This is a genomic window from Novosphingobium sp. (assembly GCF_965228995.1).
GTDB lineage: Bacteria > Pseudomonadota > Alphaproteobacteria > Sphingomonadales > Sphingomonadaceae > Novosphingobium.
The window spans coordinates 2,001,618-2,016,311 of record NZ_OZ245852.1; the positions used below are offsets into that span (position 1 = coordinate 2,001,618).

12 protein-coding genes are annotated in these 14,694 nt (G+C 65.8%); 6 read left to right on the forward strand and 6 right to left on the reverse strand.

Going from position 1 to position 14,694, the window contains the following annotated elements:
* The first annotated feature begins 169 nt into the window (after window positions 1–169).
* Together ACO056_RS09430 and ACO056_RS09435 are read left to right on the forward strand one after the other, a co-directional pair.
* Window positions 170–2,170 carry a serine hydrolase domain-containing protein gene (locus tag ACO056_RS09430; RefSeq protein WP_421855119.1) on the forward strand — a complete coding sequence of 667 codons (2,001 nt, stop codon included), beginning with the start codon at window positions 170–172 and terminating at the stop codon, window positions 2,168–2,170.
* A 151-nt stretch (window positions 2,171–2,321) separates the two neighbouring features.
* Entirely contained in the window at window positions 2,322–2,729 is a 408-nt protein-coding gene (locus ACO056_RS09435) for a TspO/MBR family protein (protein ID WP_421855433.1), read from the forward strand.
* A 32-nt stretch (window positions 2,730–2,761) separates the two neighbouring features.
* Here the strand turns inward: ACO056_RS09435 and ACO056_RS09440 are convergent, their stop codons facing one another.
* Complete coding sequence (locus ACO056_RS09440; protein WP_421855436.1) at window positions 2,762–3,247, reverse strand: GreA/GreB family elongation factor; 486 nt, start codon at window positions 3,245–3,247, stop codon at window positions 2,762–2,764.
* Window positions 3,248–3,342: 95 nt separating this feature from the next.
* Here ACO056_RS09440 and ACO056_RS09445 point away from each other — a divergent pair, with 95 nt between their 5' ends.
* Window positions 3,343–3,546, forward strand: coding sequence for a hypothetical protein (locus ACO056_RS09445; protein WP_421855123.1), 204 nt, complete (start codon window positions 3,343–3,345; stop codon window positions 3,544–3,546).
* A 75-nt stretch (window positions 3,547–3,621) separates the two neighbouring features.
* Here the strand turns inward: ACO056_RS09445 and ACO056_RS09450 are convergent, their stop codons facing one another.
* Complete coding sequence (locus ACO056_RS09450) at window positions 3,622–5,640, reverse strand: lytic transglycosylase domain-containing protein (RefSeq protein ID WP_421855125.1); 2,019 nt, start codon at window positions 5,638–5,640, stop codon at window positions 3,622–3,624.
* A gap of 101 nt (window positions 5,641–5,741) precedes the next feature.
* Here ACO056_RS09450 and dapA point away from each other — a divergent pair, with 101 nt between their 5' ends.
* Complete coding sequence (gene dapA / locus ACO056_RS09455) at window positions 5,742–6,623, forward strand: 4-hydroxy-tetrahydrodipicolinate synthase (protein ID WP_421855128.1); 882 nt, start codon at window positions 5,742–5,744, stop codon at window positions 6,621–6,623.
* 156 nt (window positions 6,624–6,779) lie between these two features.
* Here the strand turns inward: dapA and ACO056_RS09460 are convergent, their stop codons facing one another.
* The 3 genes from ACO056_RS09460 to ACO056_RS09470 form a co-directional block, all read right to left on the reverse strand.
* Window positions 6,780–8,168, reverse strand: coding sequence for an aldehyde dehydrogenase family protein (locus tag ACO056_RS09460; protein WP_421855439.1), 1,389 nt, complete (start codon window positions 8,166–8,168; stop codon window positions 6,780–6,782).
* 266 nt (window positions 8,169–8,434) lie between these two features.
* Window positions 8,435–9,217 carry a 3-hydroxybutyrate dehydrogenase gene (locus ACO056_RS09465; RefSeq protein ID WP_421855132.1) on the reverse strand — a complete coding sequence of 261 codons (783 nt, stop codon included), beginning with the start codon at window positions 9,215–9,217 and terminating at the stop codon, window positions 8,435–8,437.
* A gap of 24 nt (window positions 9,218–9,241) precedes the next feature.
* Window positions 9,242–10,369: a patatin-like phospholipase family protein gene (locus tag ACO056_RS09470; protein WP_421855137.1), complete on the reverse strand. Its 1,128-nt coding sequence runs from the start codon at window positions 10,367–10,369 to the stop codon at window positions 9,242–9,244.
* A 183-nt stretch (window positions 10,370–10,552) separates the two neighbouring features.
* Between ACO056_RS09470 and smpB the strand changes: the two genes are divergently transcribed.
* Together smpB and ACO056_RS09480 are read left to right on the forward strand one after the other, a co-directional pair.
* Window positions 10,553–11,035, forward strand: a complete 483-nt coding sequence (gene smpB, locus ACO056_RS09475; protein WP_421855442.1) for an SsrA-binding protein SmpB — start codon at window positions 10,553–10,555, stop codon at window positions 11,033–11,035.
* 82 nt (window positions 11,036–11,117) lie between these two features.
* Window positions 11,118–13,604 (forward strand): ATP-binding protein, encoded by a 2,487-nt coding sequence (locus tag ACO056_RS09480; protein WP_421855139.1) that lies wholly within the window; start codon window positions 11,118–11,120, stop codon window positions 13,602–13,604.
* An 18-nt stretch (window positions 13,605–13,622) separates the two neighbouring features.
* Here the strand turns inward: ACO056_RS09480 and ACO056_RS09485 are convergent, their stop codons facing one another.
* Window positions 13,623–14,621, reverse strand: coding sequence for an MBL fold metallo-hydrolase (locus tag ACO056_RS09485; RefSeq protein WP_421855142.1), 999 nt, complete (start codon window positions 14,619–14,621; stop codon window positions 13,623–13,625).
* Window positions 14,622–14,694: the final 73 nt, after the last annotated feature.

Genomic DNA, 14,694 nt, shown 5'->3' on the forward strand with positions numbered 1-14,694 from the left:
GCCATGTCAGAGGCGCAATGGTAAGGCAGGATCACAGCGCCGTGAAGATAGGTACGCGCGCGGGCCGGTGCAGCCCCGAACACGTGCCGTTCGGCGACCGGATCGGTTGGAATGGGCCTTGGCAGCGGGGTGGTTGGCGTGCAATCTCGCCGGTATCAAGCGGGAGACGATGATGCGCAAGGCGTGGCTGGTTGGAGCGTTGGCGGGGCTTTCGGCGGTGGCACTGGTGCCGCCCGCGCTGGCGGATACGCCGCCGGCCGCAGCAGCAGCGGCGGCTGCCGATACCACCACGACCGCGCCGGGTGGCAGCACGGTGCTGCTGCCTGCGGGCTGGCAGGCCAGCGCTTCCGGCAATGTGCTGACGCTGAGCCCGCCCGAGCCCGACTTGCACATCGCTATCGTCGATGTCGGTGCGGCGGCAGATGCCAAGGCGGCGGCTGCTGCGGCGTGGGCGGTCTATGCGCCGAAGCGGGCGCATCCCTTCAAGCTGCTCACCGCGCGCCCGCCGCGCAATGGCTGGGAAGAAGCGGCTGTCATCAACTACGAAACATCACCGGCCGAGCATCTGGTGCAGATGGGCGTCTCACGGCGCAAGGGCACCGGCTGGACCGTGCTCATCATGGATGGCAGCGAAGCGACCGCCGAAAAGCGGGGCGGTGCAATCGGCCAGATTCTGACGAGCCTGCGCCCGGCGGGCTACACGCGCGAGAGCTTCGCCGGGAAAACAGCGAACCTGCTTGATCCGGCGCGGGTGCAGGTGCTGCTCGATTTCGTAAAGCACAATGCCGATGCGATGCACATTCCCGGCGTGGGGCTGGCGTTCTATTCGGGCGGGCAGGTCGTCTACGAAGGCGGGGTCGGCGTGAAGGAGCTTGGCAAGCCCGATCCGGTCGACGCGCATACCCGCTTCATGATCGCTTCCAACACCAAGAGCATGGCCACCTTGCTGCTGGCCGAACTGGTGAGCGAGGGCCGACTGCGCTGGGATCAGCCCGTCACCGAAGTCTATCCCTCCTTCCGCCTCGGCAGCGATGCGACGACGAAATCGGTGCAGATCCGCCATCTGGTTTGCGCATGCACCGGGCTGCCGCGCAAGGACATGGAGCTGCTGTTCACCACCACAGCCCAGACACCGGCTTCGGACACGTTCAAACTGCTGGCGGGGACGGAGCCGACCAGCAAATTCGGCGAAGCGTTCCAGTACAACAACCTGATGGCTTCGGCGGCGGGCTACATCGCCGGGCACATCTATTACCCGGACATGGAACTCGGCGCCGCGTTCGACCGCGCGGTGAAGGAGAAGATCTGGCAGCCACTGGGCATGGCTGATTCGACCATGAGCGTGGATGAAGCGCTCGCCGCCGACCATGCCTCGCCGCATGGCGACGGGCTGGACGGCAAGCCGGCGGTGGAAGCGCAGGACCTCAACCGCACGTTTTATCCATTCCGGCCTGCGGGCGGGGCATGGTCATCGCCGCACGACATGATCCGTTATATCGCCAACGAGCTCAACGAAGGGGTTCTGCCGGGCGGCAAGCGGCTGGTTTCGGCGGAGGCGCTGCTGGCGCGGCGCGCGCGCGGTGTGCCGATTGCCGAGGACCAGTGGTACGGCATGGGCCTGATGGAAGATGCCAGCACCGGCGTTTCGGTGATCCATCATGGCGGCGATCTCATGGGTTATCACAGCGAGATGTTTGCCATCCCCTCGGCGGGCGTGGCGGCAGTGATCCTCACCAACGGGGAGAACGGCCCCTATCTGCGCCGCGTGTTCCAGCGGCGGCTGCTCGAGGTGCTCTACGATGGCAAGCCCGAGGCGCAGGGCGATGCCGATGCGGTGGTAAAGCGTCTTGCGGCGGAGTTGGCCGAGTTCCGCTCACGTATCCAGATGCCGGCGGACGACAAGGTGATCGGTGCGCTGGCAGCGCGCTACGTCAGCCCCGAGCTTGGCACCTTGCGGCTGGTGAAGGAAGGCGCGCAGGTGCGCGGCTTCACCTCGGCATGGAACACGCTGATGACGACACGGCGCAACGATGACGGCACGGTCTCGCTCGTTTCGATCGATCCGGGCTGGATCGGCGACAACGAACTGCTGATCGGGGTGGCGGATGGAAAGCGCACGCTGACAGTGCGCGACGGGCAGCATGTCTATGTGTTTACCGAAGTTTCCTGATCCGGGCGGCTGAAAATACTGTCCCGCGGGCGGCAAACCTGCCACTGTGGGGCTTGCTTTCCTCCCGCATGATCGGCGCGCTTCCGTGATATCGACACCTGTCCTCGTTGCCGCCGGCGGCGCGATTGCCCTTGGCGTGGTGGGTGGTCTGATGACGCCGATCGGGCCCTGGTATGCAAACCTGAGGAAGCCGCGCCTGCAGCCGCCGAACTGGTTGTTCGGCCCGGCGTGGACGGTGATCCTCGGCCTCGCGGCGTGGTCTGCAGCGACGGCATGGACTGCGGCGGCCGATGATGCGGCGCGCATGAGCGTGGTGATCCTGTTTGCGACCAATGCGCTGTTTCACCTGCTGTGGAGCCCGCTGTTCTTCAAGCTGCGGCGGCCGGACTGGGCGCTGATCGAGGTCGTGTTCCTGTGGGCCTCGCTGGTGGCACTGGTCGTCGGGCTCTGGCCGATCTCACCGTTCGCGGCGAAGCTGATCTTGCCGTATCTGGCGTGGGTGAGCTTTGCGGCGTGGCTGAATTGGGCGATTGTGAAGCTGAACGCGCCGTTTCGGTAAGGGTTACCCCTCCGACCCGCCCAAGGCGGGCCTTAACCCTCGGGGTACGTGATCGCGATCACTTCCCATTCCTTCTCGCCGCCGGGGAGATTGACCTTGCGCAAGTCGCCCACCCGCGCGCCGCGCAGGGCGCGGGCGATGGGGGCGCTCCAGCCGATACGGCGGGCGGTGGCGTCCTGCTCGTCGTCACCCACGAGCGTGAGGGTCAGGCGCGCGTCGTCCTCGTCGGCGATTTCGACGGTGGCGCCGAAGAGGACGCGGGTCTGGTCCGGCTGGCTGGCAGGGTCGATCACCCGGGCTGCCTTCATCCGACGGCTGAGGAAATTGAGCTCCCGGTCGATCTCGCGCATGCGCTTGCGGCCATAGAGGTAATCGCCGTTTTCCGAGCGATCCCCGTTGCCTGCGGCCCAGCTGACGACTTCGACGATCGCGGGGCGTTCGGTGCCGAGCAGGTGATCGTAGCGGGCGCGCAGCGCGGCCATGCCGGCAGGAGTGATCGGGTTGCCATCAGGTTGCATCATATGCAGCCTAGCCGGGGATGGGCGCGCATGGAAGGTTGCCCCCGCGCAGGGGTGCGCCTAGTGCGGCGCAAACCGCTTTACACGAGGATATCATGGCCAAGACCATTGCGCTGACGCTGACCGAAGACGAACTCGAAATCCTCGTGGATGCCCTCGAGGCAGACCTTGAAGGATACGCCGAGGCGACCGAGGAAGCCCGCGCAGACAACAACAAGGAAGACGTGGAGACGTTCAAGCTGGCCGCGCTGAACATCCAGAAGCTGCTCGCGCGTCTGCAGGACATGCTTCCGGAATGAGCGTCTAGCTTCGGGCCAAGCCCACCCCCGACCCCTCCCTCCTGCGACAAGCTCGGGATGAGCGGGAGGGGGGTGTCAGCCCGGCGTGGGTTTGCCGAGGAAGTGGCTGAGCGGATTGGGGCCGTTGTAGCTGGCCTTGTCCGGGTTCATCGCTTCGTAGACGACGGCGTTTTCCATCACGCGCTGAACGTAGTTGCGGGTTTCCTGAATCGGGATGCGTTCGATCCAGTCGATCCAGCCGATCCCCCCGGCGCGCGGATCGCCGTTGGCGCGTAGCCACTTGTTCACGTTGCCCGCGCCGGCGTTATAGGCCGCGACGGCGAGCGGGTAGCTGCCGTTGAAGTAATCGAGCAGGCGCTGGAAATAGGCACCGCCGACTTGCAGGTTGAAGCCCGCATCGTCGATCAGTGCGCTGTTCGAGTAGGCAAGGCCCAGCTTGCCGGCCTGCTCGCCCGCGGTGGCCGGCATCAGCTGCATGAGGCCGCGCGCGCCGGCATGGCTTACGGCATTCTGCGAGAATTGGCTTTCCTGCCGGGCGATGGCGTGGATCATCGTCCACGCGTGCTCATAGCCCGGCGGCACGGGGATCACCGGGAAAGCGATGTGCTGGAAATCGAGGTAGCCACGCGCGGCGGCGGCCTGCCCGACGATGACGCCGAGATCGCGGCGGCCCAGTTCGCGCGCAAGCTGCGCGACAAGCACGTGCTGGCCCTTGGTTTGCTGCTGATCGCTGATTTCGCGGAAGAAGCGGATGGTGGTGCGCCAGTCTGCATCGCGCGCGCATTCGCGCACGGCCTGGGTGAGCAGCGAGGCATTGAAGCGGGCGCGCTCTTCAGGCGTGGGCTGGACATCGGCATCGGCCGCGAAGCGCGGGACGGGGCGGCCGAGCCGTTCGAGCGCGAGGAGCCCATAGAACTGGTCGGCATAGGCGGCGGCCATTTCGAAGTAGCGCTGCGCCTCCGCCGCCTGCCCGCCCTGCGTGGCGGCGAGGCCCGCCCAGTAGAAGCCCTTGGAACGTGTGCCGGGCGTGCGCGCGGCGGAGCCATAGCGCGAGAACAGTGGCGCGGCATCGGTGCCGCTGCCGAGCTGGCGCAGTGCCTGCTGGCCGCCCAGCCACATCAGCGAGGTGTAATCGTCGCGCAGATCGTAGGGCATCTGGCTGATGTCCTCGCCGCGCGCGAAGGCATCGTCGATCCCGGCTGCGATCCGGTAAGCGGTGCGGGCATCCCCGGCAACGGCGGCACCGCGCGCGTTGGCGAGGAGTTCATCGACCCATTTGTCACGGTTGAGCGGAGGGCGCGCGAGAAGCGGGCGGTTCGCGATCAGCGCCTGTGCGGCGGCGCCATTGCCCTGACGGCGCAGTTGGCGCGCGCGGGAATAGATGAAGCCGGGATCGGCGTTGAGCACGTCTGCGCTAAGGCCATCAGCGGCGGCGTAGGGATCGAGCCCGATCAGCGTGGCGAGGCGCGCCGCGAACAGCCCGCGCCGGGCAGGGCTGACCCGCGCGGTCTGGCGCGCGGCGGGGGAGGGGTTCCCGGCCCAGAGCAGCGCGTCCATCCGCGCGTCCTCGTCGTCGGGTGTGAAAGTGCTGCCCCAGCCGGCGAGGATGGCTGCTTCCACCGCTTCGCTCATGGAACCACCGCGCCACGCGGCGCGCGCCATGGCATCGGCCTCCGGGCGGCCGAGGGCTTTCAGCGCGAGGGCATATTGTGCGCGCGCCGGATTGGTAAGCGGCGGAACGCGATCAAAGAAAGCGACCACGCTGCTGGCATCGGCGCCCTGGCGATCGAGCGCGGCTTCGGCGGAGCGGCGCAACTTCTCCTCCTCCGGGAAGCCGCGATAGCTGAGGATGAAGCCCGAATAGTCGCCGAAGGCGAAGCGATCGGAGCCATAGAGCAATTGCCAGCGGCTGATTGCCTGCGCCATCGGGCCTTGCCCTTGCGCGATCAGCTTGGCGCGCGCGGCATCCCACGCAGCCGCGCCGGCATCGACATCGCTGGCGTGGCATGCAGCCGAAGCGGCAAGCATCGGCAGCAGCGCAGCGCCCAGCAGCAGCTTGCGCCAGAGCTTTCCGGCACCCACACTCATCTCCATGCTGGACATTCCGGCTTTCGTCTTCCTATCAGGCGCGTGTTACGGCGATGAACAGAAGCGCCGCCAAGTCGCCTTGTGGCGCAAATCGAAGGGCAAAGTCCATGTTTTCCGGCTCCATTCCGGCTTTGGTGACACCTTTTCGCGGCGGTGTGTTTGACGAGAAAGCGTTTCGCCAACTGGTCGACTGGCAGATCGAGAACGGCTCTTCGGCGCTGGTGCCCTGCGGCACGACGGGCGAGGCAAGCACGCTGTCGAACGCCGAACACCACCGCGTTATCGAGGTTTGCGTAGAGCAGGCGGCGGGGCGCGTGCCGGTCATTGCCGGGTGCGGTAGCAACGACACGATGAACGCACACTTGCACATGACCTTCTCGCGCAAGAGCGGGGCCAAGGCCGCGCTCTGCGTTGCGCCCTATTATAACCGGCCGAGCCAGGCGGGGCTGCTCGCGCATTTCGGCTATCTCGCCGAGCACAATGATCTGCCGATCATCCTCTACAACGTGCCCGGCCGTACGGTGACCGACATCCTGCCCGAGACGGTGTGTGAACTGGCGCGCCGCTATCCGGACAAGATCGTGGGCATCAAGGACGCGAGCGGCGATCTTAGCCGCGTGACCGACCACCGCATGGGCATTGGCAAGCATTTCTGCCAGCTATCGGGCGATGATGAACTGGCGCTGCCGGCCAATGCGGCGGGCGCGGTGGGGTGCATTTCGGTGACAGCCAATGTCGCGCCGCGCCTTTGCGCCGATTTCCAGACGGCCTGCGCGGCGGGCGATTTCGAGAAGGCGCGCGAGATCAACGACCTGCTCTATCCGCTGCACTACGCAATGTTCGAGGATGCCTCGCCGGGGCCGGTCAAGTATGCACTCAGCCGCGTGCACAACTACATCACCGAAGACCTGCGCCTGCCGCTGGTGCCGTGCAGCGACAAGGCGCGCGCCGAAGTGGACGCGGCACTGAAGCACGCGGGGCTGGTTTAGGCCTCCGGACTCCGGAAATCCATTGTCCCACCCCAACCCCGCTCACCCTGAGCCTGTCGAAGGGTGCTGGCACGGCCGTTGTGCGTGATGCTTCGACAAGCTCAGCATGAGCGGGGTTGGGGGTTGTAAGTGTTTGGGATGAGGCCCTGAGCCGGTTCACATATGCCGGTAAATCGCCCGCTCATGCGAGAAGGCCTTGAAGCCGAAGTAGCCATGATAGCTGCCGGTGCCGCTGGCGTTCACGCCGCCGAAGGGCAGGTGGTTTTCGAGATAGTGCGAGAACACGCCGTTGATCGTCATGCCGCCCGATGACGTGCGGCTGATGACCTTCTCGATGTTCGCCTCGTCAACCGAGTAGACATAGAGCGCGAGCGGCTTGTCGCGCGCGGCGATGTAGTCGATCGCCTGATCTAGGCTATCGTAGTTCATCACCGGCAGCACGGGGGCGAAGATTTCCTCCTGCAGGATCTTCATCTGCGGGGTGACGCCGGTGAGCAACGTGGGGTGGATGGTGAGGTCGCTCTCATCCATCGTGCCGCCGACAGCGACGGTCGCGCCTTGCGCCACGGCATCATCGAACAGCGCCTTCACGCGGTTGAAGTTCGCCTGATTGACGATCTGGGCGATGCTGGCCTTCTTGATCGCGCCGGTTTCGTCATAGAGGTTCTTGGCGACATTGGTCTTGAAGCCTTCGACCAGCTGGGCCTGTTGCTCCTCGCGCACGAAAACGTAGTCCGGGCTGATGCAGGCCTGTCCGCCGTTGAACTGCTTGGCATTGGCGAGCTGCGCGGCAACCTTGTCGATATCCGCGCCGGTATCGAGGATGACGGGCGACTTGCCGCCGAGTTCGAGCGTGACGCTGGCGAGGTGCCTGGCGGCGGCGGCCATCACGATCTTGCCGACGCGGGTGCTGCCGGTGAAGAAGATGTGGTTGAACGGCAGTTCGAGCAGCGCGGTGGCGACGCTGACATCGCCTTCGACCAGCGCAACTTCGCTTTCATCGAACGCTTCGGCGATGATCTTGGCAGCGACCTTGGCGGTGGCAGGGCACAGATCGGTGAGCTTGACCACGGCGGTGTTGCCCGCCGCGACCGCGGCGGCCAGCGGCCCGAGCGCGAGGCCGAGCGGGAAGTTCCACGGACCCAGGATCAGGCAGACGCCGCGCGCTTCATGGCGGATCTGCGCGCGGTCAGCCGGATTGAGCGAGGGGGTGACTTCGGTGGGGGCCATCCACGCATCGAGATTGTCGATATTGCGCTGGATATTGGCGGTGACGTTGAGCACTTCCGTCACGCGGATCTCGCCCTCAGGCTTGCGCGTGTCTTCAAGCACGGCAGCGACAATGGCATCGGCATGAGCTTCGACTGCGGCCTTCAGGCCTGCCAACTTTGCCTTGCGCGCCTCGGCGCTCGAGGCCTTCATGGTCCACTGGTTCGCCTGCTGGAGTTCGAAAATGCGGAGGAGGTCGGCTGCGGTGGGGTTGGTCATGGTCTGCGGTGCCTGCGGGTTGCTTGGGGCCGGAGCGGCCGGGTTTGGGTCCCCGATTGCCGTAGCCCAGCGGCGCGGTCAATGTAAGGTGACCTAACGGATCGCTCTGTGCAATTTTGTGGAGGGAAGGTCTGTCCACGCCGCCGAGCGCATCCTGCGCGAAACCAGAAGCGCTTCCCCAATCCCGTCCATGCTGAGCTTGTCGAAGCACTGCACTTCTTTTTGCGGGTGATGCGAATGCCTCAAAGGAAAAAAACAGTCGTTCGACAAGCTCAGGATGGACGGGTTTGGGGGTGGCGGTGGCTCGCGTTACCCCAAGTCCCTTAGCTCATCGACCACCCATGGCTCGCCACCAGTGACTGACCGGTCAGCGCGTTGCTGGGGAACGCTGCGAAGAACAGCGCCAACTCGGCAATATCCTCCACCGTGGTGAACTCGCCGTCGACTGTCTGGCCGAGCATGACTTTCTTGACGACCTCGTCCTCGCTGATGCCCAGTTCCTTGGCCTGCTCGGGGATCTGCTTGTCCACCAGCGGTGTGCGCACGAAGCCGGGGCAGATCACGTTGGTGCGCACGCCATGGGGGCCGCCCTCCTTGGCGATCGTGCGGCACAGGCCGAGGAGGCCGTGCTTGGCGGTGACGTAGGCGCTTTTCAGCGGGCTCGCCTCCTTCGAATGGACCGAGCCCATGAACAGGATCGCGCCCGAGCCTTGCTTGTACATGTGCGGGATCACCGCCTTGCTGGTGAGGAACGCGCCGTCGAGGTGGATGGCGAGCATCTTCTTCCAATCGGCAAAGGCGAAGGCTTCGATGGGGTTCACGATCTGGATGCCCGCGTTTGAGACGAGCACATCGACCGTGCCCCACGCCGCGACCACGGCGGCGACGCCGGCGTTCACCTGATCCTCGTTCGTCACATCCATCGCGACGGCCATCGCGGCCCCCGCATGCTCTGCGTTGATCGCATCGGCGGCGGCCTGCGCAGCCTCCAGCTTCAAGTCGGCGATGGCGACCTTTGCCCCGGCGGCGGCGTAGCGGTGGGCGATGGCGAGGCCGATGCCGCTGGCGGCGCCGGTGACGATGGCGATCTTGTTTTCAAGGTTCATGGGGGGAGGCTCCTTGTTTGTAGCTCAGGCGAGATCGAGGGTAACGATCCCGCAATCGGGTAAGTTGCGCTGCTTCCAGCGCGGGCTGGCGAAAGAGCGTTCGACATCGCGGCGGCCACTGGACCAGTGGTCGTTGATGGTCGTGCGCGAAAATTCGTAGTCCTTGCCTTGCGATTCGTAGTCCTCGCCCCGGTTGATGAGGTGGAGGACGGTAACCGGCGAATCACTGGCCTCGCCGAGCAGGGCGACGAGATCGGGATCGTTCTTCAAGCTATCGGGCAGGCGTTCGGCAAGGCGCGTCGCGGCGCTGGCCATGGCCTCAAGCCGCTTTTGCATATCGGTGCCGAGCCGGGTGCGGCTGGAAAAGCGGATGTCCTTCTCGCGCTGGACCGCCTCGGGCACAGAGCGCGGCATCATCCCGCGCGCGCTGAACAGATCGACCTGGAATACCAGCAGCGGCGTGTCGCTCTCGCGTTCGTCGAGCACATATTGCAACGGTGTGTTGGAGACGATGCCGCCATCCCAATAGGGCTCGCCATCGATCATCACGGCCGGAAAGCCCGGCGGGAGCGCGCCGCTTGCCATGATGTGTTCCGGCCCGATGAGGCGTTCGCGGTTGTCGAAATACGTGAAGTTGCCCGAGAGCACGTTCACCGCACCGACGCTGAAGCGTATGGGGCCGTTGTTGAGCAGATCGAAGTCGACAAGCTCGAGCAAGGTTTCGCGCAAGGGGGCGGTGTCGTAAAGGCTGGTCGCTTCGGGCGTTCCGGGCAGGGCGAGCCACGGAGGCGTGAGCCGCGGCGTGAAGAAGCCGGGAATGCCGGTGAGCGCCACGATTCCGGCGGCGGTCTCATTGAAGATACGGCGGCCCCAGCCATCGGCAAACGGCGCGGGGAAGGGCACGCGTGAGGAAGCGCGGTCCCAGAAAGTGCGCAGGGCCATGAGGCGCTGTTCGGGCGGATTGCCGGCAATCAGCGCGGCGTTGACAGCGCCGATCGAAATGCCGGCGACCCATGCGGGTTGATGGTTTGCCGCTGCCAGCGCCTCGAACACCCCGGCCTGATAGGCGCCGAGCGCTCCCCCGCCCTGGAGCACAAGCACATTGGCTTCGCCTGTGGCTGCTGGGGTGGGAGGGGTCTGTCTGCCGGCCATGCCGCTCGATCCTTGTCGCGCCAAGATGACGCCCTGATTGCGCTTGCGGCGCGGTGTCCTCCCCCTTGCGCCTCTTTGTGCACCGCAGCGAGCGCTTGGCAAGGGCTGATCGGCCGAGGCGCCTCTTTCATTCGCGGGGTCTCCCTTTTCTTTCAGCCATGAGGGGCCTACATGGCCATGACCATGGTCCGTCCCACCCCGCCCGCCTTCGACAAGAAGAAGATCGTCGCCGAAAACCGCCGCGCGCGCTTCGAGTATTTCATCGAGGACGTCTATGAGGCGGGGATCGCGCTGACGGGCACCGAAGTGAAATCGCTGCGCTTTGGCGAAGGTTCGATCGCGGAGAGCTATGCCGAGGTTAAGGACGGCGAGGTTTGGCTGGTCAATTCCAACGTTCCCGAATTCAGCCACGGCAACCGCTATAACCACGAGCCCAAGCGCCCGCGCAAGCTGCTGCTGAAGGAGCGCGAGATCGCCCGCTTCACTGGCGCGGTGGAGCGCAAGGGTATGACGTTGGTGCCGCTGTCGGTCTATTTCAACGGCCGCGGCCGCGCGAAAGTCGAACTGGCGCTCGCCAAGGGCAAGAACAACGCGGACAAGCGCGCGACGATCAAGGACCGCGACTGGCAGCGTGACAAGGCGCGCATCATGCGCGATCATGGCTGATGGCGCGTCCGCACGGGGATGATCGCAGCGACGTTTGGAAGCCAGCTTCCGGCTATCGCGCGGCCGGGACGCTGCACGAGGCATGAGCGTGGATACCCTGTCCGCCGGAACCGACAGTCCCCGGCCGTCGCGCTGGCGCGAGAGGTTGATGGTCGCGCTTGCCGTGCTGGCGAGCGCGCTGCTGCTCTGGCTGGCATCGGGTCAGATCGTGACCGCGCTGGCCTATGCGCTTGGCGTGGGCTGCCTTGCGATTGCCCTGAGTTTTGCTGCGCGCCCGCGCGAGGCGGCCGAGACCAGCGAATATGCGCCGCCGGACTGGTCTGTAACCCACGCCGCCATCGAGCGGGGGGAGGAAGCCACCGCAATCATCGACCGCGCCGGGCGCCTGACCTGCGCCAATGCGCGCTTTGCCGATTGCTTCGGCATCGGCGCTGCGCCGCCGCGGCTGGTGGGGCTGGCAGGCGCTGATAGTGAGGCGCTGGAAGGCGCTGCGCGCACCGCCTGGCGCGACGGGAAGGCCGCGTTCGAGCCGATTGTCGCGGGCGGGCGCGAGTGGCGGCTCGAGATCGAGCGGGCAGGGCGCGGGCAGGACTTCCTGATCTGGCGCTTTGCCCCCGTGGTGCACCGCGATCCGTTGCAGGACGTAATCGGCCATGTGCGCGGCAAAGTGGGTTCGGCGCTGGGGCGCGAGGGCATTCAGATCGCCGCCGTCGCTCCCGACGGGCATATCCACGCAGCCAATACCTTGTTTGCCGCGCGCGCGACGGGCGAGGCCGAAGCGGACGTCGCGGGCACTGACTTCGTCGGCTATTTCAGCGCCGACGAGCAGGAACGTATTTTCTACGCGCGCGAGGGCAACCGCGGCGCTTCGGTGCGTATGCTCCATGTGCCGATTGCCGATCCCGACGCTGTGGCTTCGGGCTCGGCAGCAGCCGATCCTGGGCAAACTGCCTCGCTGTTCTTCCTCATCGACAACCAGGGCGGGGTGGGCGACACCCGCACCGGCATTCCGCAGATCGAGGCGCTTCTTGCGCGCCTGCCGCTGGGCCTTGCGATGACGGACCGGGATGGGCGGTTCCTGTTTGCCAACAAGGCTTTCCTGCGCGCTGCCGGGCATGACGAAAACGGGCCGCCGCCGTATCCCTCAGACCTGGTGATCCGCGAGGACAAGGGGGCGCTCGCCGATGCCGTGCGCCGCTTTGCGCAAGGCGCCGGGGGCGCGGGCGACGTTGCGGTGCGGCTGCGCGTTGCGCCTGAGGATCCGGTTTCACTGAGCCTCGCTGGTGTGCGCGGGCTGGGCGAGGGGGCGGTGATCCTCAGCCTCAAGGATTCGTCGGAAGAAACCCGCCTCAAGCGCGAGATCGCGCAAGCGACCAAGATGCAGGCGGTGGGCCAACTCGCAGGCGGGGTCGCGCATGATTTCAACAATGTGCTGACCGCGATCATCGGCTACTGCGATCTCATGCTGATGCGCCACACGCCAGGCGACAGCGACTACGACGACATTCAGCAGATCCGCGCCAATTCCAACCGCGCGGCGAGCCTGACGCGGCAGCTCCTCGCTTTCTCCCGCCAGCAGACGCTGCGCCCCGAAGTGCTACAGCTGCCCGATGTGGTTGCAGAAATATCCACTCTGCTCAAACGCTTGCTGGGCGAGAAGATCCTCCTCGAGGTGACGCATGACCGCGGCCTCGGGCTTGTCCGTGCGGATCCGGTGCAACTCGAGCAGGTCCTCCTCAATCTTGCGGTGAATGCGCGCGATGCGATGACCGGGAACGGCGGATCGGGCGGCATTCCGGCGACCAAGGGCGGCGGGGTGCTGCGGCTCAAGACCAGGCGGATCACCTCGGCCGACGTGCGCGCGATGAAGAGCGAGATCCTCCCGATCGGCGATTATACCGCGTTGATCGTGGAGGACACCGGTCACGGCATTCCTCCGGCGCAGATCGGCAAGATTTTCGAACCGTTCTTCACCACCAAGGAGAAAGGCAAGGGCACGGGTCTGGGCCTTTCGACGGTCTATGGCATCGTCAAGCAATCTGGCGGCTTCATCTTCGCCGAGAGCGAAGTGGGCAAGGGCACGCGCTTTTCGATCTACTTCCCGGTTCATGTGCCCGATGCCGCCGATGTGGCGGAAGCCGCGGCCGCGGCCACGGCGGCGAGGCTGCCCGCACCGCGCAAGCAATGGTCCGGTGGCGGGCGCGTGCTGCTGGTGGAGGACGAGGATACCGTGCGCGCGGTCGCCGAACGCGCGCTGGTGCGGCAGGGCTATGAGGTGACCACCGCGAGCGACGGTGAGGACGGGCTGGAAGCGCTGGGCCGGGCGATCTCGGCGGGCGAGGAGTTCGATCTCGTCGTCTCGGACGTGGTCATGCCGAGCATGGACGGCCCCGCGATGGTTCGCGAGATCCGCGCGCTGCGGCCGGAACTGCCGGTGCTGTTCATGTCAGGCTATGCCGAGGAGCAGCTGCGGCGCGAGATCGATATTCCGGGCATGTACTTCCTCGCCAAGCCCTTCAGCGTGGCGCAGATCTGCACTGCGGTCGAGGACGTGCTGAAGCGCAGGTGAGCCGGCCGGTCCGGCGGCTCAGGGCGCGGCGTCAAACGCCGGGATGGGCTTGTCCTTCCACGCCTTGGCCACCACTGCGAGGTTGTTGGCATGCGCATCGCGGTAGGGCCACCACAGGCTGACGTCACCGCGCTTGACCGCGTCCGCGACGAAACCTGCGAGCGGTTGCTTCTGGAAATCGGCGTCGTGCGAATGCTCCACCAGCGCGCGGATATAGGCGCGGGTCGCGTCGATCAGGCCGAGGCCATAGCCACTGGCTGCGATCACAGCCGGATTGCCGTGGTTGGGCAGGATCTTCGTGAAGCCCCAGCCGCGCATCGCGCCGAGATCGCGGTACTGCTGCGGGAGGGATTCCGGCTCGGCGACGAACGTCGCGGTGTCCTCCAGCGTATCTCCGGCAAGGAGCAGCTTGTCGTCCGGCAGTTCGATGACGAGGCCATCGGCAGAGTGGATGGCAATGGGGTGAAGTTCGGCCCGCACGCTGCCGATCATCAAGGTCACCACGCTGTCCGGCGCAATCCCGATGTTGGGCAGGATCAGCGGGCGGATCGCCGGTGGGCCTTCTTCGGTCCCGGCCTCGATCGCGGCGCGCTTTTCGGTGAGCTTCACCCGGGTCGCTTCGGTCGCGAAGCGCATGCTGTCGGCATAGACGGTGTTGCCGCCAATGTGATCGAGGTGCCAGTGGCTGGTGGCGAGAATGAAGCGGCGCACTCCCGCCTTGGTGAGCCAATCACGCACCCACTGCGCCGAAGCGGGATCGGTGAAGGTATCGTAGACCAGCGCGGTGTCACCATCGTGGATCGCATATGTTGCGACGCCGACGAAGATCGCGCCAAGATCAGGCCAATGGCGCGGGCCGGGCTTGACCGAAGCTTCGTCCGGCCGGCCTTGATAGAAGGCGGTGAGATGATCGTTGATCGGCAGCACGCGCACGGTATGGGCAGCATCCTGCGCCGTGGCCGGAGCGGCAAGCACAAGGCTGGATGCGGCAAGTGCGAAGGAAACCAAGGACTTCATTGAAATTCCCCCGCCGGCGGCCCCCGCCGCAAGTTGTGCGATGCAGCAGAACTTAGTGCCGCTCTTTGCGCTG

Bases quoted from the DNA above. Each gene is read 5' to 3' on its own strand.
- ACO056_RS09430 (WP_421855119.1), top strand. From the start codon at position 170: ATGATGCGCAAGGCGTGGCTGGTTGGAGCGTTGGCGGGGCTTTCGGCG.
- ACO056_RS09435 (WP_421855433.1), top strand. From the start codon at position 2,322: ATGACGCCGATCGGGCCCTGGTATGCAAACCTGAGGAAGCCGCGCCTG.
- ACO056_RS09440 (WP_421855436.1), bottom strand. From the start codon at position 3,247: ATGCAACCTGATGGCAACCCGATCACTCCTGCCGGCATGGCCGCGCTG.
- ACO056_RS09445 (WP_421855123.1), top strand. From the start codon at position 3,343: ATGGCCAAGACCATTGCGCTGACGCTGACCGAAGACGAACTCGAAATC.
- ACO056_RS09450 (WP_421855125.1), bottom strand. From the start codon at position 5,640: ATGGAGATGAGTGTGGGTGCCGGAAAGCTCTGGCGCAAGCTGCTGCTG.
- dapA (WP_421855128.1), top strand. From the start codon at position 5,742: ATGTTTTCCGGCTCCATTCCGGCTTTGGTGACACCTTTTCGCGGCGGT.
- ACO056_RS09465 (WP_421855132.1), bottom strand. From the start codon at position 9,217: ATGAACCTTGAAAACAAGATCGCCATCGTCACCGGCGCCGCCAGCGGC.
- ACO056_RS09470 (WP_421855137.1), bottom strand. From the start codon at position 10,369: ATGGCCGGCAGACAGACCCCTCCCACCCCAGCAGCCACAGGCGAAGCC.
- smpB (WP_421855442.1), top strand. From the start codon at position 10,553: ATGGTCCGTCCCACCCCGCCCGCCTTCGACAAGAAGAAGATCGTCGCC.
- ACO056_RS09480 (WP_421855139.1), top strand. From the start codon at position 11,118: ATGAGCGTGGATACCCTGTCCGCCGGAACCGACAGTCCCCGGCCGTCG.
- ACO056_RS09485 (WP_421855142.1), bottom strand. From the start codon at position 14,621: ATGAAGTCCTTGGTTTCCTTCGCACTTGCCGCATCCAGCCTTGTGCTT.